The organism is Calothrix sp. NIES-2100 (assembly GCF_963875285.1).
Taxonomy (GTDB): domain Bacteria; phylum Cyanobacteriota; class Cyanobacteriia; order Cyanobacteriales; family Nostocaceae; genus Aulosira.
The window spans coordinates 7,914,047-7,938,593 of the sequence record NZ_CAWNLA010000001.1 but is presented as its reverse complement, the minus strand read 5'-3'; the positions used below and the strand labels follow the sequence as shown (position 1 = coordinate 7,938,593).

At 41.7% G+C, this 24,547-nt stretch carries 20 protein-coding genes and 1 pseudogene; 12 read left to right on the top strand and 9 right to left on the bottom strand.

Annotated features, from left to right (window positions below; all coding sequences use genetic code 11):
* The first annotated feature begins 4 nt into the window (after positions 1–4).
* From murB to AACU32_RS32340, 3 genes are all read left to right on the top strand, one after another.
* Positions 5–1,006: a UDP-N-acetylmuramate dehydrogenase gene (gene murB / locus AACU32_RS32350; RefSeq protein ID WP_096605937.1), complete on the top strand. Its 1,002-nt coding sequence runs from the start codon at positions 5–7 to the stop codon at positions 1,004–1,006.
* 212 nt (positions 1,007–1,218) lie between these two features.
* Positions 1,219–1,566 (top strand): YbaB/EbfC family nucleoid-associated protein, encoded by a 348-nt coding sequence (locus AACU32_RS32345; RefSeq protein ID WP_096605935.1) that lies wholly within the window; start codon positions 1,219–1,221, stop codon positions 1,564–1,566.
* A 135-nt stretch (positions 1,567–1,701) separates the two neighbouring features.
* Positions 1,702–2,187 (top strand): low molecular weight protein-tyrosine-phosphatase, encoded by a 486-nt coding sequence (locus AACU32_RS32340; protein ID WP_096605933.1) that lies wholly within the window; start codon positions 1,702–1,704, stop codon positions 2,185–2,187.
* Positions 2,188–2,244: 57 nt separating this feature from the next.
* On the opposite strand, the gene AACU32_RS32335 is transcribed toward AACU32_RS32340, so the two are convergent.
* Positions 2,245–2,928, bottom strand: coding sequence for a response regulator (locus AACU32_RS32335; protein ID WP_096608268.1), 684 nt, complete (start codon positions 2,926–2,928; stop codon positions 2,245–2,247).
* 511 nt (positions 2,929–3,439) lie between these two features.
* Between AACU32_RS32335 and smpB the strand changes: the two genes are divergently transcribed.
* Positions 3,440–3,907, top strand: a complete 468-nt coding sequence (gene smpB / locus AACU32_RS32330) for an SsrA-binding protein SmpB (protein WP_096605931.1) — start codon at positions 3,440–3,442, stop codon at positions 3,905–3,907.
* Between the two features lie 283 nt (positions 3,908–4,190).
* Positions 4,191–4,472 (top strand): WGxxGxxG family protein, encoded by a 282-nt coding sequence (locus tag AACU32_RS32325; protein ID WP_096605929.1) that lies wholly within the window; start codon positions 4,191–4,193, stop codon positions 4,470–4,472.
* Between the two features lie 128 nt (positions 4,473–4,600).
* Here AACU32_RS32325 and AACU32_RS32320 read toward each other — a convergent pair whose 3' ends face one another.
* Both AACU32_RS32320 and AACU32_RS32315 read right to left on the bottom strand, forming a co-directional pair.
* Complete coding sequence (locus AACU32_RS32320; protein WP_096605927.1) at positions 4,601–6,025, bottom strand: IctB family putative bicarbonate transporter; 1,425 nt, start codon at positions 6,023–6,025, stop codon at positions 4,601–4,603.
* A 284-nt stretch (positions 6,026–6,309) separates the two neighbouring features.
* Positions 6,310–7,860, bottom strand: coding sequence for a GAF domain-containing sensor histidine kinase (locus tag AACU32_RS32315; RefSeq protein ID WP_096605925.1), 1,551 nt, complete (start codon positions 7,858–7,860; stop codon positions 6,310–6,312).
* A gap of 768 nt (positions 7,861–8,628) precedes the next feature.
* Between AACU32_RS32315 and AACU32_RS32310 the strand changes: the two genes are divergently transcribed.
* Both AACU32_RS32310 and crtB read left to right on the top strand, forming a co-directional pair.
* Positions 8,629–9,795 carry a DegT/DnrJ/EryC1/StrS family aminotransferase gene (locus tag AACU32_RS32310; protein WP_096605923.1) on the top strand — a complete coding sequence of 389 codons (1,167 nt, stop codon included), beginning with the start codon at positions 8,629–8,631 and terminating at the stop codon, positions 9,793–9,795.
* Between the two features lie 114 nt (positions 9,796–9,909).
* Positions 9,910–10,803, top strand: a complete 894-nt coding sequence (gene crtB, locus AACU32_RS32305) for a cyanoexosortase B (protein WP_096605921.1) — start codon at positions 9,910–9,912, stop codon at positions 10,801–10,803.
* 46 nt (positions 10,804–10,849) lie between these two features.
* Here crtB and AACU32_RS32300 read toward each other — a convergent pair whose 3' ends face one another.
* Positions 10,850–11,083, bottom strand: a complete 234-nt coding sequence (locus tag AACU32_RS32300; protein WP_339378456.1) for a hypothetical protein — start codon at positions 11,081–11,083, stop codon at positions 10,850–10,852.
* A gap of 8 nt (positions 11,084–11,091) precedes the next feature.
* Positions 11,092–11,400, bottom strand: coding sequence for a hypothetical protein (locus tag AACU32_RS32295; RefSeq protein WP_339378455.1), 309 nt, complete (start codon positions 11,398–11,400; stop codon positions 11,092–11,094).
* Positions 11,401–11,949: 549 nt separating this feature from the next.
* Between AACU32_RS32295 and AACU32_RS32290 the strand changes: the two genes are divergently transcribed.
* The 4 genes and pseudogenes from AACU32_RS32290 to AACU32_RS32275 all read left to right on the top strand — a co-directional run.
* A complete protein-coding gene (locus AACU32_RS32290; protein ID WP_096605919.1) occupies positions 11,950–12,663 on the top strand; it encodes a cyanoexosortase B system-associated protein in 714 nt (237 codons plus the stop codon).
* Positions 12,664–13,123: 460 nt separating this feature from the next.
* Complete coding sequence (locus AACU32_RS32285) at positions 13,124–14,482, top strand: polysaccharide biosynthesis/export family protein (RefSeq protein WP_096605917.1); 1,359 nt, start codon at positions 13,124–13,126, stop codon at positions 14,480–14,482.
* A gap of 215 nt (positions 14,483–14,697) precedes the next feature.
* Positions 14,698–16,860 carry a GumC family protein gene (locus AACU32_RS32280; protein ID WP_096605915.1) on the top strand — a complete coding sequence of 721 codons (2,163 nt, stop codon included), beginning with the start codon at positions 14,698–14,700 and terminating at the stop codon, positions 16,858–16,860.
* A 276-nt stretch (positions 16,861–17,136) separates the two neighbouring features.
* Positions 17,137–17,302 (top strand): annotated as a pseudogene (locus AACU32_RS32275) (IS4 family transposase); the annotation flags it as partial.
* Positions 17,303–17,458: 156 nt separating this feature from the next.
* Here AACU32_RS32275 and AACU32_RS32270 read toward each other — a convergent pair.
* Positions 17,459–18,883: an LCP family glycopolymer transferase gene (locus tag AACU32_RS32270; RefSeq protein ID WP_096608267.1), complete on the bottom strand. Its 1,425-nt coding sequence runs from the start codon at positions 18,881–18,883 to the stop codon at positions 17,459–17,461.
* A 283-nt stretch (positions 18,884–19,166) separates the two neighbouring features.
* The gene (locus tag AACU32_RS40810; RefSeq protein ID WP_096605911.1) at positions 19,167–19,673 is read right to left on the bottom strand and encodes a hypothetical protein; all 507 of its coding nucleotides are present in this window, start codon (positions 19,671–19,673) and stop codon (positions 19,167–19,169) included.
* 108 nt (positions 19,674–19,781) lie between these two features.
* Between AACU32_RS40810 and AACU32_RS32260 the strand changes: the two genes are divergently transcribed.
* Complete coding sequence (locus AACU32_RS32260) at positions 19,782–20,960, top strand: AI-2E family transporter (protein WP_096605909.1); 1,179 nt, start codon at positions 19,782–19,784, stop codon at positions 20,958–20,960.
* Positions 20,961–21,078: 118 nt separating this feature from the next.
* Here the strand turns inward: AACU32_RS32260 and AACU32_RS32255 are convergent, their stop codons facing one another.
* Together AACU32_RS32255 and AACU32_RS32250 are read right to left on the bottom strand one after the other, a co-directional pair.
* Positions 21,079–22,413 carry a serpin family protein gene (locus AACU32_RS32255; RefSeq protein ID WP_096605907.1) on the bottom strand — a complete coding sequence of 445 codons (1,335 nt, stop codon included), beginning with the start codon at positions 22,411–22,413 and terminating at the stop codon, positions 21,079–21,081.
* 432 nt (positions 22,414–22,845) lie between these two features.
* Entirely contained in the window at positions 22,846–24,441 is a 1,596-nt protein-coding gene (locus AACU32_RS32250; RefSeq protein WP_096605905.1) for a S8 family serine peptidase, read from the bottom strand.
* Positions 24,442–24,547: the final 106 nt, after the last annotated feature.

Sequence of the window (24,547 nt, the reverse complement as noted above, 5' to 3'; positions counted from 1 at the left end):
AAAGATGACAATCTCTCAGGCAGATGCCAACGTCTGCACAGTTTCTACATTGACGACAGAGAAACCAGAAATCGGAAATGCCGTTGAAAGTTCGGTAATTTATTTGCCTGGGACTGATTGTGTAATCAAGTCCCAGGCTTCTTTGTCTGCATACACATCCTATAGGGTCGGTGGAGCAGCACAATGGTATACCGCCCCCCGCAACTTAACAGCACTGCAAGCAGGGTTGAAGTATGCAAAAGAACGTGATATCCCAGTAACAGTAGTGGGTGCAGGTTCTAATTTGTTAGTGAGCGATCGCGGTTTACCGGGCTTAGTGATTGCGACTCGTCATCTGAGATATAGTTACTTTGACCCCGAAACCGGTCAATTAACCGTAGCCGCAGGTGAATCGATTCCTAGCTTGGCATGGCAAGCAGCAGATTTAGGCTGGGAAGGACTAGAATGGGCTGTTGGTATCCCCGGAACTGTCGGGGGTGCAGTTGTCATGAATGCAGGAGCACACAGTAGCTGTACCGCAGAGATGTTAGTCAGCGCCCAGGTACTATCACCCGATGGCACCCTGGAAACTGTGACGGCGGCGGATTTAAATTACAGCTACCGGACTTCAAAATTACAGGGTAGCGATCGCATCGTTACCCAAGCAACCTTCCAACTGCGTCCTGGTGCAGACCCCGCAAAGGTTTTTGCTGCAACCAAGCAACACAAACAACATCGGCTCAGCACCCAGCCATACAACTTTCCTAGCTGTGGCAGTGTTTTCCGCAATCCCAAACCTCACTCAGCTGGATGGTTGATTGAACAAACCGGATTAAAAGGCTTCCAAATTGGTGGTGCCCAAGTAGCACAACTCCATGCCAATTTTATCGTTAACCGTGGCGGCGCAAAAGCTAGCGATATCTTTTGTCTGATCCGTCATATTCAGCACCAGGTGCAAGACCGTTGGTCAATTCTCTTAGAGCCAGAAGTCAAAATGCTCGGAGAGTTTCAGGCGGCTTGTGGATAAGGACTTCACTGTTAAGCAGACAAGGGGAATACAGAGGACAAGGGAGATGAGGGAGTGTGGGGAGTGTGGGGAGTTTTCTTCCCTATCTCCCCCATCTCTTACCAATGCCCCATGCCCCATGCATTAATTAGAAGTAAAAAAAGAGGCAATTTGCCTACCGCATCTATAATTGAATTTGATTTGTTATTGAACGCACACGCGGACTATTAATTATGACAGGAAAAGGACAGGGTTTTGGCTTTGGCTTGGGAAAAATGAAAGAACTAGCCGAAGCTTTCAAAAAAGCACAACAAGTTCAAGAAGGTGCAAAGCGTCTCCAAGAAGAATTGGAGCAAATGGAGATTCAAGGAGAGTCTGGCGGTGGTATGGTCAAAGTAATTGTCACCGGCAACCAAGAACCCAAGCGTGTGGAAATTTCCCCACAAGCCCTAGGAGAAGGTGCAGAAGTACTGTCCGACCTGGTGACAGTGGCAATGAAAGATGCCTACAACAAGTCCACAGCTACAATGCGGGAACGCATGGAAGATTTAACCAGTGGGCTGGAATTGCCTGGATTTTAGTCAATGGTCATTTGTCAATGGTCAACCCTTCGACTTCGCTCAGGGTAAATGGTCAATGGTTATTAGTCATTAGTCAAAGGACAAATGACTAATGACAAACGACAAAGGACAACTGACTAAGCACAAAAGATACTTATGCCCTACAAACTACTTTTTGTCTGCCTGGGTAATATCTGTCGGTCACCATCGGCAGAAAACATTATGAATCATCTGATTGAACAGGCTGGCTTAAGCAATAGTATTGTCTGCGACTCTGCTGGTACATCCAGTTATCACATCGGTAGCCCACCTGACCGACGTATGAGTGCCGCAGCTGCTAAAAAGTTGGGAATTAAACTGCGCGGTCAAGCCCGTCAATTTCGGAAATCGGACTTTCAAGACTTTGACTTAATTTTGGCGATGGATCGGGAAAATTATGAAAATATCCTGGCCCTTGACCCAACCAAGTCCCATCAGGATAAAGTTCGGTTAATGTGTGATTTTTGTACTCAGTATAACATTAAAGAAGTTCCAGATCCTTACTACGGTGGCCCAGAAGGATTTGCTCAAGTGATCGATCTGTTAGTCGATGCTTGTGAAGGTCTGCTGAAAAATATTGTGAGTCAGCAACTTAAAACGTGAGTGCTGAGTGTTGAGTAAAGTCCCTGGGAAAAACTCATTACTCAGCACTCTGTTGTACTATTCCACTAGACCATGCTTGATCGCAAAACGCACCAGTTCAGCTCGGTTACTGGTTGCGGTTTTTCTCAATAAGCTACTAACGTACTTTTCTACTGTACGCGCACTTAGATGTAGCTGGTGACCCATGTCAGCATTAGACAAACCATGTGTTAACAGTTCTAGCACTTCCTGTTCTCTGGGAGTCAATGATGAGAGCATTTGAGATTTTTGAGTTTGAATAATTTCGGCAGAATGGGCATCCACCGCTTTTATTTGGTTGGAACTGCCCAAATTTTCTTGATGAGAAAAGCGATACTCAGATTGAATAATTTGCGATCGCTCCAGTAAATTCCGAATAGCTGCTGCTAACTCTTCTAGCTCAAAAGGTTTGGGCAAATATAAATCGCACCCTGATTGGTAGCCCAGAATTCGTTCTTGGGTCTTAGTTCGGGCTGTTAATAAAATTACAGGTAATAAACGGAACTCTGATTTTTGACGCACCCGGCGCACCAATTCATAGCCATTCATTCTTGGCATGACAATATCAGTGACAATCAAATCAGGATGGAACTCCTCTACCATTACCAAAGCTTCTTGACCATCATTCGCCGTAATCACTAAGTAGCCAGACAGTTCAAGATAATCGCTAATCGACAGACGAGTGCCCAGATCGTCATCCACCACAAGGATCGTCAAGGGCATGGACAGTACACCCCTAGCATTGTTTTTACTAACAAATTGGCTTGTTTGAGCACTATTAGTGAACACAGGCATGAATGATGTGCTCTTATGTTTCATACTATGACAGGATTACTAGCTAATTACTGCCTTTGGACTGATTTATAAAGAAAATCTTAATTCTTTAGAAATTGTTAATAAATTTTAACGCACTGTTCCATCTTAGTGCTTGGCAAAGATAAATAATGTAGCACTTCATAACAAATAACCAACACGATAGAGTAATCTTTTACCCTACTGTAAATTAAATTCACTCGATCAGCTGTCTAGTTGAGACAAAATTTGCTTTGAAATTTTTGATTGAGAACATCAATTACCCTACCTAACTCTGTCGAATTTTGGGGAAAAAGCTAAATTAAGTAATATGAGACTCCTACCTAGAGTAAGCATTGATCGTGGTTTAATATAGGCTCAATGAATTTTTCTACCTACTCCAACCATTTTTTAGACACATTTTCAGTACGCATAATTTTCCATGAGCGATAAAAGTGACGGTTACAAAGTAATTAGCGACAATCGACAAGCCCGTTATTTGTATGAAATCCTGGAAACCTACGAAGCCGGAATTCAGTTGACAGGAACAGAGGTCAAGTCGATTCGGCAGGGAAAAGTCAATCTCCAAGATGGGTATGCTTTGATTCGCGATGGCGAAGCATGGTTAATCAACGCCCATATTTCACCTTACACTGCTAGCGGTCAATATTTTAATCATGAACCACGTCGAACGCGCAAGCTTTTACTGCATAAGCAGGAAATCCGCAAGCTAATTGGTAAAGTCGAACAACAGGGTTTGACTTTAGTACCTTTAAAGTTGTACTTCAAACGTGGCCGGGTGAAGGTGAGTATAGCCCTTGGCAAAGGTAAAAAGCTCCACGATAAGCGAGAAGACTTGAAAAAACGCCAGGATAAACGGGATATGGAACGGGCGATGAAAAATTATTAGCGATAATTTTCGTTCTCATCAGCACACAAATTTTAGCCCGTCCCAAGGATAAGATTTTCATCCCCATCTACTAAAGGGATGAGGGCGATGATGGGGATGAGGTGACGAGGTGAATCACAAATGACAAATGACAAATGACAACTGACAAATGACTCTTTCAAGCTAGTTGTATATCCTCAGTCAGAGTTAAGCAAAAGCCGAGTTTATCGCCGCAGATTGATTTTGTTCTGTCTTGGACTGTGTAAAGTGGTGAGTAACTTTGGAAGGGATGAGATTTTTCACCATGACAAGCAATTTCACTAAAGTGATAAGCACTGGCGTTCTCACCTTGAGTATGGCAATTTTGTCCTTAACTCTACCCGTACAAGCCCAAACTTCTACCACTGACCCTGGAACCACCACTAGCCCAAGCACAACAACTTACGATCGCAATGATTTTGATTGGGGTTGGTTAGGATTAATTGGTCTATTAGGTCTAGCGGGTTTGACAGGTAGAAAACGTGACGACGAACCAACCCGTTATCGCGATCCCAATACGCCAGGGGCTACTACCTATAGAGAATAAGTCATTAACAATTTTCCCCTGATAGTTGTCAGTTGTTTGTTGACTGTTAACTGTGAACAGTCAACAAGTTTCACCGGAATAATTTATGTTTTGGAGTTCCCTAACAAACAACTGACAACTAACCGATTTTAGTTTGCTGCTGGTTCAGAGTTAGCTGAAGCTAGCTCTTGAGTATTGTTTTGACTTAAAGGTGTCCAGTAGCTAGCAATCAAAGCAACTAATAGCCACCAAAGACTATTAACTTCAGGACGAAACCAGACGGTATCAACAGTCCCATGAGCAAGTATACCTACCATAGAAGCGATCGCCCCGATTAACCAAAATGCTTCTTTGTTTCCCAATTGTCGCAATCGTCGCAATTGTAGGTAACCTGTATTAAATGTGACAATCAATAGCCACAAGAAACAGGACAAACCAATAAAGCCTGTTTCCACAGCAATTTCTAGCAAAATCGAATAAGCACTCAAGGCAGTATAACGGGGACGCTGGTAAAGGGGATAGATTTTATTAAAAGCATTGTGACCAGGCCCAATACCTAAAATTGGGCGATCGCGAATCATCTCAAATACAGCATCCCAAACATTCCGGCGAAAGTTATTACTGCTATCCTGGCGGTCAGCAAAAATACTTAAAACCCGCAACCGGACAGGCTCAATGAAAATTACCGCTAGCACCAATACCCCAATTAAACCTCCCAAGATAATTGGCAGTGACCAAGTCCGCCAGAAAGGAGGCATTTGCACACTCCACCAATAAATTAGCAATGCCATGACTGTCAATATTGCCGCTACTAAGCCAATCCAACCGCCACGACTAAAGGTGAGAACTAGACAGGCACTATTGACAATAAACGCCGTTAATGCTAAAGCTTTTTTATACCAACTTTGCCAAGCAAAAATTGCCACCAAACTAAAAACTACTGCGGGGATAAGATACCCAGCCAATAAATTGGGATTACCCAAATAACTGTAAACTCTTGTAGTTTTAGACAAAGGCGATTCTGGGTCAACCCAAGTTGCTAACGCCGCTGCGCCAAAAAACCATTGCCGTAAACCATATACACTGACAATGAGCGATACATGGAGGTAGAGGACGATCAACCAAGATCGTAAGCGGGAAGACCTCAGCACCCTAGCACAAAGAGCAAACAGCAGCAAATATAGCGTTAAAGTGACAAAATCGCTCAATGCTGCCTTTTTGACAGGTGAGAATGCTGTAGCTACTGCGGCAATTGCCCAATAGAGTAATACCAGCAGATGAATCGGGGTAAATGATGAAGTAGTTGATGTTGCTTCATCCGATAAAGTCAGTAATAGCCAAAATCCCACACAAGCTGTCAGCAACAACCCTAACAAGGTAGTTGAAACAAAAGGTGCTAGAACATACACTAGGCTAAGTAAAGCGATCGCTATAGTATCTCCCCACTGCATCAATATACTACTTTGCCGCCAAGACGATAACAGCCCCACCAAAGAACGGTGGAGGTAGCTGGTAGCAAAATATTCTTGGACTCGGAAATAAGATAACGTGAATGTTTGCCAGACTAAATTCATAAAACACGCTGTGACTGATTAGCACGCCCGCTGAGAACTTGGACTCGATCATAATGCATGTCGTCGTGTCTACAACTATGCTTTGGCAGAGTGCAAGGACTAGTTTAAATCTTGTACAGGGGCAGAACGTTTAGTTCAGGACAGCAAGACACTAAGTGTGAATGAGCAAGTGGTGAATGAAGCCGGAATCCCAAATAGCCCTGTTGACAATCCCACCCTTGAAGGGGTGGCTGGATGTAAAGGGAAGGTGTAAGCAATTCATGATGGCTATTTAGGAAGCTGACTTAAACATCACTCATTGCTTCTGGAGAAACTACGACTTGCAATGGCAAAGACAGCACGTAGCGATATCCTGATTCTGGAGAACCTTGGATCGAGATTTGTCCGCCGTGTAATTCTGCTAGCTGACAGCTAAGTAATAGACCTAAGCTTTCGCGAGACAAACTACTCTGTGGCTGAGCTGCAGTAGCTGGATTGATAGTCATGACCTCTGAGTGGGAAGCACTCGCGTTGTTTGATTTTTCCACTACTAGTGGGAAATTTCCTGCTTGTTCATGGTTATCTAAATGGATATTATAATTTGCTGCCTCAGTGGTCAGCTCCAGCAAAGACAAGGGGCTAAGACGAAAATAAGGGTCAACCTCAGTTAAACCGTCTCCCAGCCAAGGATGTGAAACCCAAACTGTAATATTTAGCGTGTTTTCTTTATAAGAAACATGAATGCGCACTACACTACCTGTAGCGGAGAGTTGAATCACACTAAAAATTAAGTGATACAGCATTTGTCGGACTTTATCTTTATCCAAAGGACAAATGCGGCTGTGTCCAGGTTCGATAGATAGACGAATATCTTGCTCGCGACGATTAGCAGCTTCCTCTAGAGTATTGATAGCCTGTTGACAGACCATTTCAATATCTACAGGAGCGATATTCAATTCAGTTGAGCCTTCATCCATTGCTCCTAGTTCAGTAATTTCATTGACCAAAGAGAGTAAATATCGACCACTGTGTTGGATAATATCCAGATATTCTCTTTGCTTAGTTGTCAAAGGGCCATAAATCTCACGTCCTAAAACGCTAGCCATTCCTAGTACTGAGGTTAAGGGCGTACGTAACTCCTGAGTTAGCTGCCCTAATAGTTCTAGTTTTAGTTGCTTAGTAGAACCAGAATCTGGTTCTAAAGCAGGTGCGGTGATTTTGATCTCAGTGCTAGTCTGCTCAGAGAATGATAAGCTCAGTGCATTTTCAGGAATACTGACTTCTGACTTTGCTTTGAGCAATCGATTACGCTCAAACTCACTCATGCTCCAACGAGCTATGATTTGTAAAAATTCAATATCGCGATTAGTAAAATTACGCGGTACTAAATCCATCACTGCCAATGCTCCTAGACAATGGCCAGAAGCATCAATTAATGGCGCTCCCAAGTAAGCGCGAATGCCATAATCCTGTATCAACTTGCTAGAAGCAAGAACTGGATCAGTAATTTTGTGCGTATCATTTATTACTAAAATTTGAAAACTGTCTACTACTTGGGTACAAAAAGATTCTCGGCGTAATAATTGCCGACTTTGTGCCAAATGATTCATTAGCCCCAGTCTAGATAAACCTACTGCTGACTTGAACCAATGACGTTCTTGATCTACAAATCCCAAAATGGAAATAGGTGCTTCCAAAAAATGGGCAGCAGTTTGAGTGGCTTCTTCAAAGACAGGAATTGTTTCTGATTGCCGCAAACCTAAATCGGACAAGGCTTGGAGGCGTTGTTTTTCTCTTGTTTCCTGGGAAGACCAACCATCCTTGAGGGCAAATAATTTGTTTTCAGGCTCTACCATTCCCACCCTTACCTTGATAATTGCTCGATACTGTAGTTTATATAACCAATGTTTGTAGGTTATTATTTTCTATTTTTAAGCATTCCCCAATTTCACCTCCGATAAACAACTTGAGCGCAAAAATTTTTATCTTCTTTTCTGAGTTGCTAGGAAATATCAGTAAATATTCTAGTTTGCACGAAAAAAAATCAGATTGTTGCTTTAGCTTGACTACACAGCGTTAGTTTTTGTTTCAAGCTGGGTAATATAACAATTAGCAGAGAAAATAAAGTCTATGTCATGCTGATGTATAGTAAATATTTTTTCTGTATATACACAGTTCTCGTTCTGTTTGTAATTTAGTTAGATTTTGAGTTTCCGAAGGCCATGTTTGGAAGCATGAATAATATTTGGGAAAATTTATCAATGATTTACTGGTGCTGACATTTCATAAATTTAAAACATAGTATTTTCCTAAAAATTTTATAACAGAGTATCATTTTTCCTACCGAAAACAATAAAAACAAATTAAAGTTACAAATTTAAATAAGAAAAAATTATTTATCTGGTTCATCATTTGTACTAAAAGAGGAGAAATCAAGTATGAAGAAGACAAGGATTTTAATGTCGATTAATAGAAAACTTTAAAGAGATAGTTTTTCTAGGTTTAAAAAAATTATCAAAATCAAAATATTGTTGAAAATATTATGATGTACATAAATATGTAACCAAATTTTTAATTAGTTATAAAAAGATATTTATATTTTTAAATAAAGAGGTAATTTGCCAATGAATAACAACACTATGAGAATTCCTTTTGTAGACCTGAATTTACAACACAAATCGATTCAAATTCAACTAGAGCAAGCCATCCAGGCTGTATTAGCACAGGGAGATTTTATTTTAGGGCAAGCACTTTCAGATTTTGAGGTGGCATTTGCTGCCGCTTCTGGAACAGAATATGGTGTTGGTGTGGCATCAGGTACGGATGCGATCGCTCTCGGTTTACAAGCCTGTAATATTGGCAATGGTGATGAAGTTTTATTACCTGTGAATACCTTTGTTGCCACCTTGATTGGCGTGCTACGTGCTGGGGCAAAGCCGATTTTTGTAGATTGCGATCGCCAAACAGCTTTAATTGATTTAGAAGCCGCAGCCAAAGTAATTACACCTCGGACTAAAGCCATTATTCCTGTACATCTATATGGTCAAATGGTATCACCCCGACAGCTGTTAGATTTTGCTCAGACATACAACCTGCTAATTTTTGAAGATGCAGCCCAAGCACATTTAGCAGAACGAGATGGATATCGTGCAGGTTCAGTAGGAATTGCAGCCGCTTTTAGTTTCTATCCTAGTAAAAATTTGGGTGCATTTGGAGATGGCGGGATGCTGTTAACGCGAGATCCAGATGTAGCCAAAAAAATGGTGCGTTTGCGGAATTATGGCGCATCACAAAAGTATTTTCATATCGAAGTGGGGACAAATAGTCGCTTAGATACCTTGCAAGCAGCAGTATTACGGGAGAAGCTACCATATTTACCCAAATGGAACTGCGATCGCAATCATATCGCCCAACAGTACGATCGAGAACTATTACCCTTAGCATCTGCTGGGATTCTTCCTCTACAAAATCACAGCGATGTAGGGCATGTATATCATCTTTATGTAATTAAAATTGATAATGCTTGTCCTTTAACACGCCAGCAAATTCAAGAAAAACTCGCAGAATTGGGAATCCAGACAGGAATTCATTACCCAATTCCCTGTCATCTCCAGCCAGCATTTACTAATTTAGGCTATCAACCCGGAGATTTTCCCCAAGCAGAAAAATTAGCAACGCAAATATTATCTTTACCCATGTACCCAGGTTTAAGCAGTAGTGAAATTACAGAAGTTGTGAAATCAATTACATCAATTCTTAGCGTTGAACCACAACAATTACTATGCCTTTAATTATTTCCTAGACACCTAAAAACCACCCACTTTTGGGTTGTGGTCTTAGACTTCTTCCAAAAACAACTGACAACTGACACGCGAAGCGCAATAAATTTTGCATTGCTTAAAATTATGGCAATCCAACAATATCTGAAATATAGAAATACTGCACAATTAGTCAGTCTAGCAATTTTAGGTGTTTTAATACTGCTTTATGCGCCTATATTGCTACACTGGGTGGATGGTTGGCTGCACAAAAATATTAGTACAGAACACGAATATTTTAGCCACGGTTTAATTGGTTTACCCTTTGCTGCTTACCTAGTTTGGCTACAACGCAAACAATGGCAAAGACTACCAGATATGATCCATCCTCTAGGTGCTGTTTTATTGTTAGTTGGGGGAGTGTTTTATTTAAGTGGTGTAGCTGAGTGGGTTAACCTTTCTTTCCCCGCAATTTTAGCCGGATTGTGCCTATGGTTCAAAGGTATACCAGGTTTCCAACTACAAGGATTTCCGCTATTACTAATATTTTTAGCAACTCCAACGTCACTACCTTACCTGATTGCACCTTACACCTTACCCTTGCAAAGTTTCATTGCTGGTACGGCTGGGTTCATACTAAATCAGTTTGGTATGGATGTAACTGTTGAAGGAATAAATCTTTTCGTAGGTGGGCGGATTGTAGAAGTTGCGCCTTATTGTGCAGGGTTGAAAATGTTGTTTACTACTATATACGTCAGCTTAATGTTACTTTATTGGACAGATGCTTTGTCTTCACGCCGCACAACAAATTGGTTTTTAATAATTGCTGTTGTTATTAGTATTAGTGCCAATATTATTCGCAACACTGCACTGACCTTTTTTCATGGTACAGGTCAAGAAGCAGCTTTTAAATGGTTGCATGATGATTGGGGTGGTGACCTCTATTCTGCTTGTCTGCTGCTGTTACTAGTGCCTTTGTTGAATAAAATTAATAGTTATTTTTCAACAGTAGTAGAGATGGAATCAGAAGCAGATAGTTAGAAAAGAATTTAATTTATCTAAACAAAAGTTGCTCTTTATCGATTTCTCAATATGTCTGGTAACTCCGACGAGTTTCCAATTTAGATAAAAACTCACTAAAGTAATATTCAACTCGCGCTAAATTCATTTCATCTAACAACATAATTACTATTCTGTCTTGCATTGCTGAATCGTGATTATATTGATACAGTCCGCGCATTAAATCAGTTGGCTTAAATTTTTTCTCTACATAGTTATAAAAGCCTTGCAAATCTTGAGGGGAATTACAGCGCGGCTGCACAGCTAAAGTTAATAACTGTGCCCCAATATAATTAGCATATTTTTGTGGTAATTCGCTTTTACCTGTGCTTTTAGGCTCGTCAATTGTTGATTTAACTTTTTCCACTCCTCTTGTTTAACTACCTGCTGTCGCAACACCTTAATCTCAATTTCTGTTTTTCGTTGTTTATGACTGGAAATAGCTACTCCTAAAACCACGCCTGTGCTACTTCCTAGTAATGCTCCACTGGCTCCACCAGCGCCACCTGCAAAGGATGCTGTTGCACTTACCACTAATGCTATTGAACCTACTATTACCCAGTCTGATAAATTTTGCACCCTTTAACCTCAGAAATCTTGACGCTAGGTTTATTTTTACATTCTAAATGAATCTTTTTTTACAACGCTCCAGTAAATTTACTGTTAAAGCAAATTTAGATATTTTAAATTGCAGTATTTTATGAAAATCGAGAGACTCATATACCCAGGCTCAGATACCCGACTTTTTTAAGAAGTCGGGTATCTTTTTTTTCAAAAATTATTTATAATGCTTATATCAAGATTTAATGGTACTATTTGAAAATCTTTTATTGAATATAATTTATGTGAAATAAAGATAATTTATATGTGCTTGCATCCAATCAATAAATAGGTGCTATATATATCATCGAAATAATTCATACTTGCCCCAATTATCTATAATTTTAGCATTGATAAAACCATACAGAGGTTGCAGTTAGGAATAAACTTTTATTATCGCTATCAATAAATTGAGTTGTTACACCCTTTAATGACGAATTACGAATTACGAATTAATTGGTCAATCTTACTGAACTCATAACGCCATCTGACAAAGTAAACTTTGCCTAAGTATTGCAAAGTTTATGAATGATTTCCTTATCTAAATTTCTCAAAGAAAGCCAATGGAATCAAGTAGTAGCGCTTTTCTTATTACTACTACTGTTTGCTATTGGAGGTGTTCCCGGATACCTAACAGGACACTGGCAATGGAAACAGCCGCCACCGATAACCAGCCTGAAAGCATTGAAACATATACGCAATTCTGGGTTAACTGTTCCAGGTTGGCAAACTATTGAGCAGGTGCAACAACAAATTGGTGAGCAAAAATGGTCGCTACAGGTAATTCAGAAACAAGACTCGCAAACTCAAGCGATACTACTGTTGTTACCGCAAAATGGGCCGATGGATCAACCTGAGGTTGAATGGACAGAAATTAACGGTTGGGCAAAGTCGCGTTGGCGAAAGTGGGACATAGCTCAATATCGTGCGGCTAAATTTACTGTGAAACAGCCTAGAGAAACCCAGGTAGAAGCAAGATTCTTTCGCGCTAATACAAAACAGGAAACTTTTGGTGTGTTGCAGTGGTATGCTTTACCAAATCGGGGAAACCCATCACCGTTACGCTGGTTTGTAGCGGATCAATTAGCACAGTGGCGTAAGCAGCGAGTTCCTTGGGTTGGTGTGAGTATTCTCCTGCCTATGGAACCTTTAGGTAAGGTGGAAAAAATTTGGCCTTTAGCTGAATCTATTGGCCAGACTGTACAAGCGGCTTTAATGGCAGACTCATTACAGAGCGATTAAGTAGTTGTTGTTGCAGAGATATGGTTGTCTGGTGTTAAGGAATACCAAAAAATAAATTACCCCAAATTGTAGGAGAGGGGTTTCCCCGCCCCTATGAGCGATCGCATAGGCAAATTTATGATTGGGATTGTTTTTTTATAGTAATTCTCGGTTACGTGAGGTACACCATGAGGGCATTGCCGTGCCCCTACATTTGGCGATATAATTTTTTACCGCATCTGAATGGGAATCGCTATATTTGTCCCGATCGCAAATTGTTGCTGAAATATGGTTGCGATCGCTCTCTTAAATCTCAATTCCATCATAAAGGGCGGGGAGACCCCACCCCTACGTTATGTATGCCATATTTTATCCTGATGACATCTGGTAATTTCTCGGAGAAATCAGAGACAGTTTAGGTATTTACAGAGTAAAATAGCGGCTCGACAAGACCCATTCTGAGTCTAGCTTTACTGCACAAATGCTTATATTTTACAATTCTCATATGCGTGCAATCAGCGCTCTGTGTTTTGTGAGCCTTCAGATAGGTGTTTTCTGGACAACAGCGTTTCAAGTGGTTGTTGCTCAGTCTGTACCATTTCCAGAACAACCCTCAGGTCAATCTCCTTCGTTATCCTCACCCACTGAGGTTGCACCTGGGGGTTTAAATAACGAAGTTTCTCCCCAACTCAACCGATATCTTTTAGGGCCAGGAGATACTCTTAGTGTGGTGGTTCAGCGTCCCCCTGGCCCCTATCGCTTAGGGCCAGGAGATACTATTAGTGTTGTGGTTCAACGCTTTCCAGATTTGAGTTTCCAAGCTGCAATTAATCCCGAAGGCAACATCATCGTACCCCTGATTAAAAAGGTGTCGCTACAAGGTTTAACTTTGGAACAAGCACAAGAAAAAATTCGCTTGTTACTCAATCGTTACGTAGTCGAACCGATAGTAGTTTTATCATTAGCAGGACAGCGTCCAGATTTGAACTTTCAAGCCGGAATTAATCCTGAAGGTAACATTTTAGTGCCGCTTGTAGGAACAGTATCCCTACAAGGCTTAAGTGTGGAAGAAGCACAAGAAAAAATTCGCTTAGCTTTAAGTAGCGTTTTGGTAAATCCGATTGTGGTAGCCTCATTGACAGCGCCACGACCAGTGCAAGTGACTATTAGTGGGGAAGTGTTTCGTCCGGGGATTTATCCAATTGCTTCAGCTACACCCCGTGTCGGGGATGCTTTGCTGACATCTGGTGGGACGACAAGCAACGCAGATTTAAGGCAAGTGCAAGTGCGTAGGCGGTTGCTTGATGGTTCTGTGATTTCCCAAACTGTTGACCTGTACACAGCATTACAAAATGGCAGTTCCCTGCCTAATTTAAGGCTACAAGACGGCGATGCTATCATTGTGCCCCGTCGTGAAATCGGCACTGAAGATGGCTATGATCGCAATCTGATTGCGCGTTCTACTTTAGCTATACCACAAATTAGAATCAGGGTTTTAAACTATACTGCCGGTGGTATTGCTAATCAAGTCCTTCCTAATGGCAGCACATTTATAGATGCATTAGGAGGTATCAGTCTTGACACTGCTAATCTCCGGGATATTGCCTTAGTACGCTTCGACCCCGAAAGAGGTCAAGCTGTTACCCAGAGACTGGATGCGAAAAAAGCTTTAGGTGGTGATATGTCTCAAAACGTGCCCCTACAAGATAATGATGTTATTGTGGTTGGTCGTAACCTCATCGGTAGAATTACTAATGCTCTCAATACAATTACACAACCATTCTTTAATTTTCAGAGCTTTATTCGCTTCTTTGACTTCTTTACAGGCGGATCGAAGTAATTGCAAATTGGGGAATGGAGGGATGAGGGAGATGAGGGGGATGAGGGAGTGTGGGTAGAGACGCGATAACCCTTGTCTGTACAAGTGTGGGGAGTGTGGGGAGAAGGAGAATGCCAAATGCCAAATGCCAAATGCCAAATGCCAAATGACTAATGACTAATGACTAATGACTAATGACTAATGACTAATGACTAATGACTAATGACTAATTTCTTATGACCCCACCAATTGTTAAGCGCTATTTTATTGCTTTTGAAAAGTATAAATGGATTGGATTAGCTAGTTTTGTCTTAGTTGTAGCAGGTTCAACGGTGGTGGCTATACAACCTGAACCGCCAGCTAACTACATAGCAAATGCTGCTCTTACTTACAATCGTCCGCCAGTTTCATTTTCTACCACTGGTAGTGAAATTCAACAACAAGGGCAGGAATTGAATGAACAAGTTTTGCTATCAGATCAGGTGATCGAAACTGTGGCAAAAAAATTGAATATCAATCCAAAAAAAATTGGGATGAATGTTGTCATCACAGTACCTAAAAAAAATCCCCGGACGGGACAATTAGATTCGACGATTATTGAGCTTAAATATAAAGATAATGACCCTAAGCGATCTGTAGAGGTATTGCGATCGTTAATGCAAGCCATGATTAAGCTCAGTGGTGATATTAATAGTGGGCGATTAAAAGCAATTATTGAAAAAATTAATCAGCGTTTACCACAGTCTAAGTTGGAATTGCAAGCTGCTGAGAAGAAGCTAGAACAGTACGATCGCACACAGCGTCCAGCTATATTAGCATCGGAGAATGGTAGTTTACTGGCTGCGGTGACTAGCAGTCAAAATCAGCAACGGCAAATTCAACTGACTATTGCGGGGATTAATGCCCAAATTAGCAGTTTACAGGATAAGTTGGGATTAAATGTCAGTCAAGCTTACGTTTCCTCAGCTTTGAGTGCCGATCCGATTCTGATCGGCTTGCGATCGCAAATTTATCAAGTTGAGTCACAAATTGCTGTTCTCCGTAAGGATTTGCGTCCCGAACATCCGACAATGATTCAATTGCAACGTCAAAAACAAGCAGCTCTGGAATTACTGCAACAACGTGCGGTTGAGGTAGTCGGTGGTGGTGGAGCAGCAGCACCTCTGACTGGTAATGTCTCTAATATTCGCGCTCAAAGTAACTTAGATCCAGCACGACAACAATTAGCAAACCAGATGGTGGCTTTGCAAACCCAAAGGGAAACGCTGCAACAACAATTAGCACAACAAGTTCAAGAAGAAACACGATTGCGGCAGGTATATTCTTTAATACCTAATAAACAATTAGAGCGATCGCGTTTAGAACAAGAGGTTGCACTCAAAAAAGCTATCTATGATAAGATGCAAGCGAAGCTAGCCGATGCTAGAACCGCAGAAGCAGAAACTGTCACTAGCCTAACTCTTGCTAGATTGCCGATGGTAGTTGCCGATGCTGTCAAACCAAAGAAAATGTCTGTGACATTGGCTGTCGGTGGCTTCATGGGATTGGTAATTGGTGGTGGTGTCATCTTCTTATTGGGTTCACTAGAAGGTACTTTCAAAACTAGAGAAGATATCCGCGAAAGCTTGAAGCAACGAGAAGTTGCGCTGCTAGGAGAAATACCTTTAATGCCAATTGATGATTTGGATCAAGCAGTCATACCCGCTTTACTTTCCTCAGATTCTCCCTATTTAGAGTTTTATGAAAAATTCCGCAGTAATTTGCGACGACTTGGCGGGAAAAATTTCAAAATAGTTTTGATGACTAGTGTGAGTAAAACTGAGGGTAAGACTACAAGTGCTTATAACTTAGGCATCGCATCTGCCCGTGCTGGTAAAAGAACTTTAATTATTGAAACAGATTTGCGATCGCCTTCGGGTTGTTCATCCTTAAAAGTTACTCCCGATCCAGATGCGAATATTGAACCTCTGCACTATTATGGCAACCTCAGCGAATGTATACGCTTAGTACCTGATGTAGAAAATTTATACATTATTCCTAGCCCTGGTCCTGTGCGCCAATCTGCGGCAATTCTTGAGTCTAGTGAAATGCGACGACTCTTGGAGGATGTTCGGGAGCGTTATGATTTAGTTATTTTAGATACTAGCCCACTCAGTTTATCTAACGATGCCTTATTAATCCAACCTTACAGTGACGGTATAGTAATTGTGACACGACCAAGCTATACGCAAGAAAATTTATTAGGTGAAGCGATTGATCAATTAGTTGATTCAGAACTGGGACTGATCGGAACTGTGATTAATGGTGCTGATATTCTCGTCTCTTGGCCTGATTCAGTAGAACCATCACCAGCCTCTTCACCACAAGAAGAACTCTCAGTAGGTGCAAAGAATAACTAAAAAAATCCCAAAAAATAAGTATAAATTCGTAGTCATGACTTTAGTCCTGAATTTTTCAGCACTTACAGCAGATTGCAAGTTGGTGCAGTACAGATAATTGTAAGGGCAAGGCAGTGCCCATTGGTGTCAACTTAAGCTTGAAGGAACAATTAGATGTCATCTCAGAACATCTTGATTGATGTTGTTAGTGATACATCATGAGTAAAAAACGTCCAGCGCGAACAGGAAACTCTGATCTGCGGCAGCAAAAGCATGTACCAGCACCGCCAATAGAGGAAATGTTTATACCATTTTTCTCCAGCTTTTCTCCGTGGTGATGCCAATGAAGTTGTGACCTATCTTGTCGAACATCAAAAGCTATGCAGGATTAGTCAAAGCCAGGCGTAAGCGCCATCGAGAGATTGACGCTTACACTCAACAAATTTGGGCTTTACCTTCTTAAGTTGACACCAATGTTCATGAATCACCCCTACATTTATGTCAAATTCTTTTTTCAAATTTGGTATAAGTTGATTACGCTGTATTTTGGATACAGGACTAAATCTTCCTTTTCCGTTCCCCGTTAAAAGTTCCCACCCCACAGGGCTTAGTCAAACAATTAAGGTTGAGTGGACTTTTCTAGAAGCTCTTTTTGTTGCAACCAATCTTTACCTACTTGAATACTAATATCGGAAGCGATATTACCAGTACTTTCCACGCGGACTTCACCAAATCCCAAAATATCGCGAATTGAGCCGGCGCTATTACCATCACCTTGTTGAGCGACAATGTGAGTCACATCCAAAGGTTCACTCCAAGGTTTAGACACATAAATATTGCGATATCCAGCTTTTTCCAAAGATCTAATTAAAGGACGCAAAGTATTAAAATCGCTACCTGTGCTGTCTTGAATTGCTACACGCACAGAACTAGGTTCAGTTGTTTGTTGTTCTTGTACTTGTGTTGATTCCACTCCATAGTGTTGTGCCATCAGCTTGGCAATTCCATCTTTATTTGGTAACCAATAGCTAGCATCATACTCATTCTTTTCGCTAAAGCGACCAGGTACCATTAACATCTGCATATTGGAGCGATTGGTGCGGACACCAAAACCCACTAAAGCCACCAATTCTTCGACATTTAAGTTAGTATCAATATGTTCTTTAACTACATCAAGCACTTTCGGGAATTGAGCCACAGTTGCGGGGTTAAGTGACTGATCCATCAAAGCACGAAGCACCATTTGTTGCCGTTGAATTCGCCCAATATCGCCTAATTCATCGTGGCGGAACCGTAATAGTTGCAGCGCCTGATCGCCATTAAGATGTTGTTTACCTGCTTTTAAATTGATGTATAAATGCTGGGCTTCATCTTGGTACTTCATATCTTTCGGGACGTAGACTGTGACACCGCCCAAGGCATCAATTAGTTTAGCAACTCCCAAAACGTTAATCCGGACATAACGATCAATTGCTACCCCATCTAAGAGATTGCTGACGGTTTTAGCTGTTAAAGCAGGCCCACCTTCAAGATTGGCATGATTAATTTTTTTTACGCCATGTCCTTCTATTTCTGTGCGGGTATCTCTAGGAATAGAAAGCATGGTCATTTTTTTGGACTGCGGATCAAATTTGATCAAGAGCATGACATCAGAAAGACCATCAAAGGAGTTTACCTGGGGGAGGTAACGCAAATTTTTGGTTTCCTCGGGAGGATTATCCACATCTGGTGGGAGTACGCTCATTCCCATCACTAATATATTGACAGGACGCGTTAATTCCGAAAATCGCAATCCACCGCCAGAAATGCGATCGCCATCAAATACAGCCTCTTCTTGGGGGCTAAGCTGAGCTTGCTGCAAAGGCGTACTGGTTAAAGACACTGCCAACAGCGCACCTGCTGTAGCTGAAACCATTGCAATACCGCTCATACCTACCCAAAACCACAACCAACGCCCAGATTTAGAGTTTTGGTGCTTTTTTTTGCTCTTGTTAGCAACGTTTCCCAACTGGTTTTCTTCCGTCGAAGTTCTTTGAATGGTCACAGACATCCTCACACTTACTGATCAAATTCGGTACATTTGCAGACTAATAAATATGCAGACAAATCAAAGCATAATAGCTAATTCTTAATTATTAGTGCTAACGTTTTCATTGTTGTGTCAACCACAACACTTATAGCAGTCTTTTTCTTTTTTTTCGACAAATTGGATGATGTGTTATTGCAGTATGACAACAATAAACGAATTTGACCAGATCCCTGAAGATATAATCTTGAATTTGAGATAAAATTAAGTAGAATTACTGGACTAAAGATTCACCAAAAATTTAAGATAAATATTTGCCCAGCACTCGGTCAGCAAAACGACTAAACCCCGGTAAACGGTGAGACTTTCCCTGAATCAGGCGCAACATCAGCCAGACACTCACCAAAAAGTAACCAGAAGTGAGAAAACTATTGAGGATTAATAGGCGAAGTCCGAAAAATTCTGAAGTCTGGGCCCCGGTTGCTAATAATAAGTATCCCAGAAACCAGGTAAATGCCAAAGTAATAGACAGGCGGCTAGCAGCTATTTGTTCCCGACTTCCCTGACGGCGATAGAGAGTCCACAGGGATGGGAAAAAGCCAATCACTGGAATCAAGTACACAAGCAGCTGGGTGTTAGGGGTGGCTGAGTCTTGATCGGAAGTGAGGAATTGGGAAGATGAAAAAGACGCGGTGACGCGGTGACGCGGTGACGCGGTGAAACGATTCTCCGTGTCTCCCTGTCCCTGCGTCTCCGTGTCTGTTGACTCAGACGGGGGCGAATTGTGATTTGGTTGAAAATTTTCCATTTGGTTGATTCTAATCCTAAACTAGGAGGATGAATGAGAGTTATGTAGTTAGAGATAATAAGCTGTAAAGAAGGATTTTATTTAGTTCTATCCTGTAATCGGCTAAAGATGCAGACACGTAAGCTACTCGACTGGTGGGAGACACTAACGCCCATAGCGCGGATCGGAGCGATCGCGTTATTCATTCCGCTGTTAGTGCTAAATGGTTGGGCTATTTCATCGATTTTTAATTATTTCCACTCCTTAATAGTCATTTTAGTCGGAGCCTCGGTGCTAGCATTTCTGCTCAACTACCCCGTTAGCTGGATGGAGCATCATGGTGCTAGGCGAGAGCCAGTTGCTATTTTAGTTTTTCTCTTGGCCTTATCAATTTTATTAGCCTTGGGTGTGACTCTATTTCCCCTAGCCCTTACCCAAGCTCAGCAACTAGTGGCTCGCATACCGGAGTTGATCGACTCTGGACGTTCCCAGTTAATGATGTTAAACGAAAAAGCAGAGGTTCTTGGCTTACCGATCAATCTTGATGCCCTAGTCGTGCAAATTAACGATCGCGTCAAGGGACAATTGCAAGCGATCGCCGGACAAGTGTTAAATTTAGCTGTAGTCACAGTCACTAGCTTGCTAGATTTCGTCTTGACGATGATTTTGACTTTCTATCTTTTGCAACATGGCGGTGAACTCTGGCAAAGTTTGGTAGAATGGCTACCCGCAAAAGTTCGTGAGCCTTTTTCCCAAACAGTACGCCTCAGCTTTCAAAATTTCTTTATCACCCAGCTGATTTTATCTACCTGTATGGCATCAGCTCTGATTCCAGCATTTTTGTGGCTGAAAGTCCCATTTGGTCTGTTATTTGGCTTAACTATTGGTATCATGGCTCTCGTTCCCTTTGGTGGTTCTGTAGGTATAGCCCTGACTACCTTATTGGTGTCGCTGCAAGATTTCTGGATGGGCGCAAGAGTTTTGATGGCCGCAGTCATCGTCCAGCAAATTCTGGAAAATTTAATCGCCCCCCGCATTTTAGGGAGTTTTACAGGTTTAAACCCAGCTTTAGTAGTTATTTCTGTGTTGACAGGGGCGAGAATTGGGGGACTTCTCGGTGTAATTGTGGCAGTACCCAGTGCTGTTGTGATTAAAACTGCTATCAGTGTCATACGTCCGGCGACACTAAGCGGTGATACTGAAGAATATTCCCATTCTGGGGAATTAGCTGCACCTATTACACCCGAAGTCTCCCCAAAACCTGAAGCGCAAAATCCCCTGAGCGTATCAGAAGCTACATCACCCTAATATAAGAAAGCATGGGGGCTGGGGAGCAGGGGAGCAGAGGGGACAAGGGAGACAAGGGAGACAACTGACAACTGACAACTGACAACTGACAAATGACAAATGACCAATGACAAATGCCCTATTGTGGTTCCATAATTGAACCCATAAACAAAACGCTTCCTGTCTGATTATCCCGAATAGCGCAAAAGAAGGGACGGTCAACAATCATTTTGAATGGTTCTGGTTTTTGCATGGCAGATGTTGCCACTATTGATACTGAAGTTGATGCTGCGGCTTCAGTTCCTTCTTCATTAACTTCTACAAAGGTTTTATGCTTCACCTGGCTAATCGTCAGGTTTTTACCGATTCCAGAGAAATTCGCTTTGGTGCTAAAAGCTTCTTCCATACCTAAAGCTTTTAGTGCATCGTTGAGGGTAACTTCATAGTCTGTTTTAAACCGAGGTAACTTAATTGAGCCTTCCCGCTTGCGAAACTGAGTCATCCATTGTTCCCAGTTCTCAGCATTCAAGTTTTGATATAAGGCTTGCAAATTTGAGTTTGGTTTAGGCAAAAAGATATAAAGGCTGACTTTACCATCTTTACCGTAAGGTAAACTTATTGCCTGAAATTGTTCATTTTCTTGGTATTTGTAATCGCCATCTTGCGACATAATTGGGTGATTTTTTTGTTTGCCAGATGCTAGGTTAAAGGGCAATGTAGCCGTTTTACTTTTATCAAATTCGTTGCTCCATTGTCCTTTAAAATATATGGCATTTATCAGAAATAACATTTGATTTGGATCAAGATTATCAACTATTTTGTTGATTTTGCCTTGGGTATTATCCTTGACCCAGCTATTGATAATATTTGGTGCTGATGCATCCTTAAAATTTAAATTAGTCACCTGAGCTTGATAGAAATCCTGGTTTCTCTGGAGAAAATCTGACTGTAAGCTAGCATCTTTATTAGCCCAAAGCGAGTTAGCGATAGTCAGTTTTACATCGTTATCAGGATTTTCTAATAGCTTCTTTAATGCTGCGTAAGATGAGTTAATTTCTGACAAATTCATCCCCTGTAATTCCAGGGTTTTTGCCATCGATTTTTGTGTAGAACCGCTAGCTCCATTGTAGGTCATGGCTAAGGCGATCGCGACACTCGAAGGCGAAACAAAAACGTTCTTTTCACTACTTTCGGTTTTCAGAATTTCTGAAAACAGTTTAAAGCCAAATTTATTGTTAGCATTAACTAATTTTGTATCAGGCTTAACTGTTTTTTTTTGCACAGGAGACTCTGAACTAGGCAAAGAAGATTGGGCTAGTACGCTCGTATCGCCATTAACCTGAGAACAGCCTAATACACCCAAAAGTACAACGCCAGCCGCCGCCAGCACGTAACGTCTTCCTAACCGAACACCGTAACGTCTTTGCAAGAAATTTTCTTTCACACCACTACCACTAAATTTCTGCCGATTCATTCTGCCACCTCGTTCGCCATAGATTTTTAGCCGTCTTTCAAGTTGGACGCTAATGACCTGTTAATTGTTAACTATGGCATTTACAGCAGCCGAAGAAGTTGGCTGTTACAGTTTTGGTAACAGTAAATAATTTCCAGAATTCAATAAAAGTTATGCCAGCTACTATTTGCTAATTGAGACAACAATATACATGGATAATTCGCCAGTATTTCCTGGTTTTTGAATAATCGTATGTTAGGCTACAAAAGCGCAGAAAATTAGAATTTTTTTGAAGGATGAAAAGGGCATTGGGCATTGGTCAATAGTCAATAGTCAATAGTCAATGGTTGTTTGTCTCCCCACACTCCCTCATCCCCCGGTTGGTGAGCGTTCGCGTAGCGTCTCGCAGAGAAGTCGAACCACATCCCCCTCATCCCCCTCATCCCCTAGTCTCTAGCCCCTAGGTACAGTCCACCAAGCTAAACCATAGCTTTCCGTGGCTTCGTTAACTTGTTGGCGCATCTGGACACGAATTTTGTAATTTCCATCCGCAGGAATAGGACAAAAAATGTGTTCTACGCTATCAATTGGGCTGATAGATGAGCAAACAGTACCAGCATCTGTATTTTGAGCATCAGCTTTTACTAGATACAGGTCGAGGTTATTCAAACCGCGATCGCGAAAACTATCTCCAACATCATAAAGTTCATTTTTATTGCGATCGTTGAGTTCTACCAATCTGTCCCAAGTTAAAGTAATCGCCACAAAACTTCCCCCTTTTAAGGGTTTTGCTAGCACATATTCTACAGGGGCAAGCATATCTACTGTCCGGTAATCCCAACCAATCGCAGGTACGGGAGTTGATGGCTGCCATTGACCGACGCTAAATTGTTGATAAGCGCGGAATGCATTCAAATGACCTGTTCCCATTTGAGAATCCAAGGGAATTTTTGGATCTTGATAAGCATCAGAAGCCAGCCAGTCTTGATTTTGTTTATCAATCAGTGTCCGAGTCATTCCTAAGCGCAAGCCATCACCGCTATCTTTGAGCTTATCGGCAGAATTGAGCAATACAGCTTTCATTACTTGATGACGGCGAGAATCGATACTCCAATTAGGTTGTTTTGTCCGTAACTGGCGATCGCCAAATTCCTGCAACAAAGCCACGGTAGCTGTAACGTGAGGTGCTGCAAAACTTGTACCTGTGACCTTATTCACTTTACCATCGGGATTGAGCAGAACAATATTACTGCCCGGTGCAACTAAATTGATCGCACGACGATTACCAATATTAAACTCCTTCCCCGCTAGCCTACCAGTGACTCCTTGGGAAGCACCCGCCAGATTAGAAACGTCAACTTTATTAAAAATCCCTTCTCGGCGGGATGAAAAAGCCACGTTCACTCCATTAAAATTATCTGTAGGAATGGGAATACCACCTTTGCCCTGGTTACCTGCGATCGCATACACAACATCATGAACACGGCTCGACCAGTCAATACACAGAGTCAGTAAAGCATTGCCATCTAAAATAGCTTCTGGGCGCGGATCGCGGTTTAAAGGTTCACCAAAACTAAAATTGATGGCGCGAACATCACCACCATTTTGCAGTGCAATGTGTTGTGCTGACAAACATTCCTCCGGTTGTCCCATATTTTTAGTCGAGCCAACAGCCGAAGAATACAGCCGCGCCTCTGGAGCAACTCCCGGCCAAGCCTTGTCATTACTAACCATCACACCAGCAACATTATAGGCATGGGGGTCAACGCCACTATTTGATTTCGCTGGGCCATTACGTAAAAAAATGCCTGCTAGGGATATAGCACGATTTTTAGATACCGCTTTATCCCAACCAAACATTCCCGGACGCCCGATTTCTACCTGACCAATAGCAATTTTACGACCGCTTAAATTATAAGGAGGTAGGTGTAGCCTCAGAGCATCAATACCATTAGTTCCTAAAGATGTTTGTAAAGCTGAAGCCAGTACTGGCACACTCAAACAAGAAGCACTCAGTCCCCAAAATAGCCAAGTTAGTTTTTTAGTCATTTGTCAGTTGTCAGTTGTCATTTGTCATTTGTCATTTGTCTCCCTCATCCCCCTCATCTCCCTCATCCCCCTAGCCCCTACAAAGCCGGGGATCAAATTTATGAGC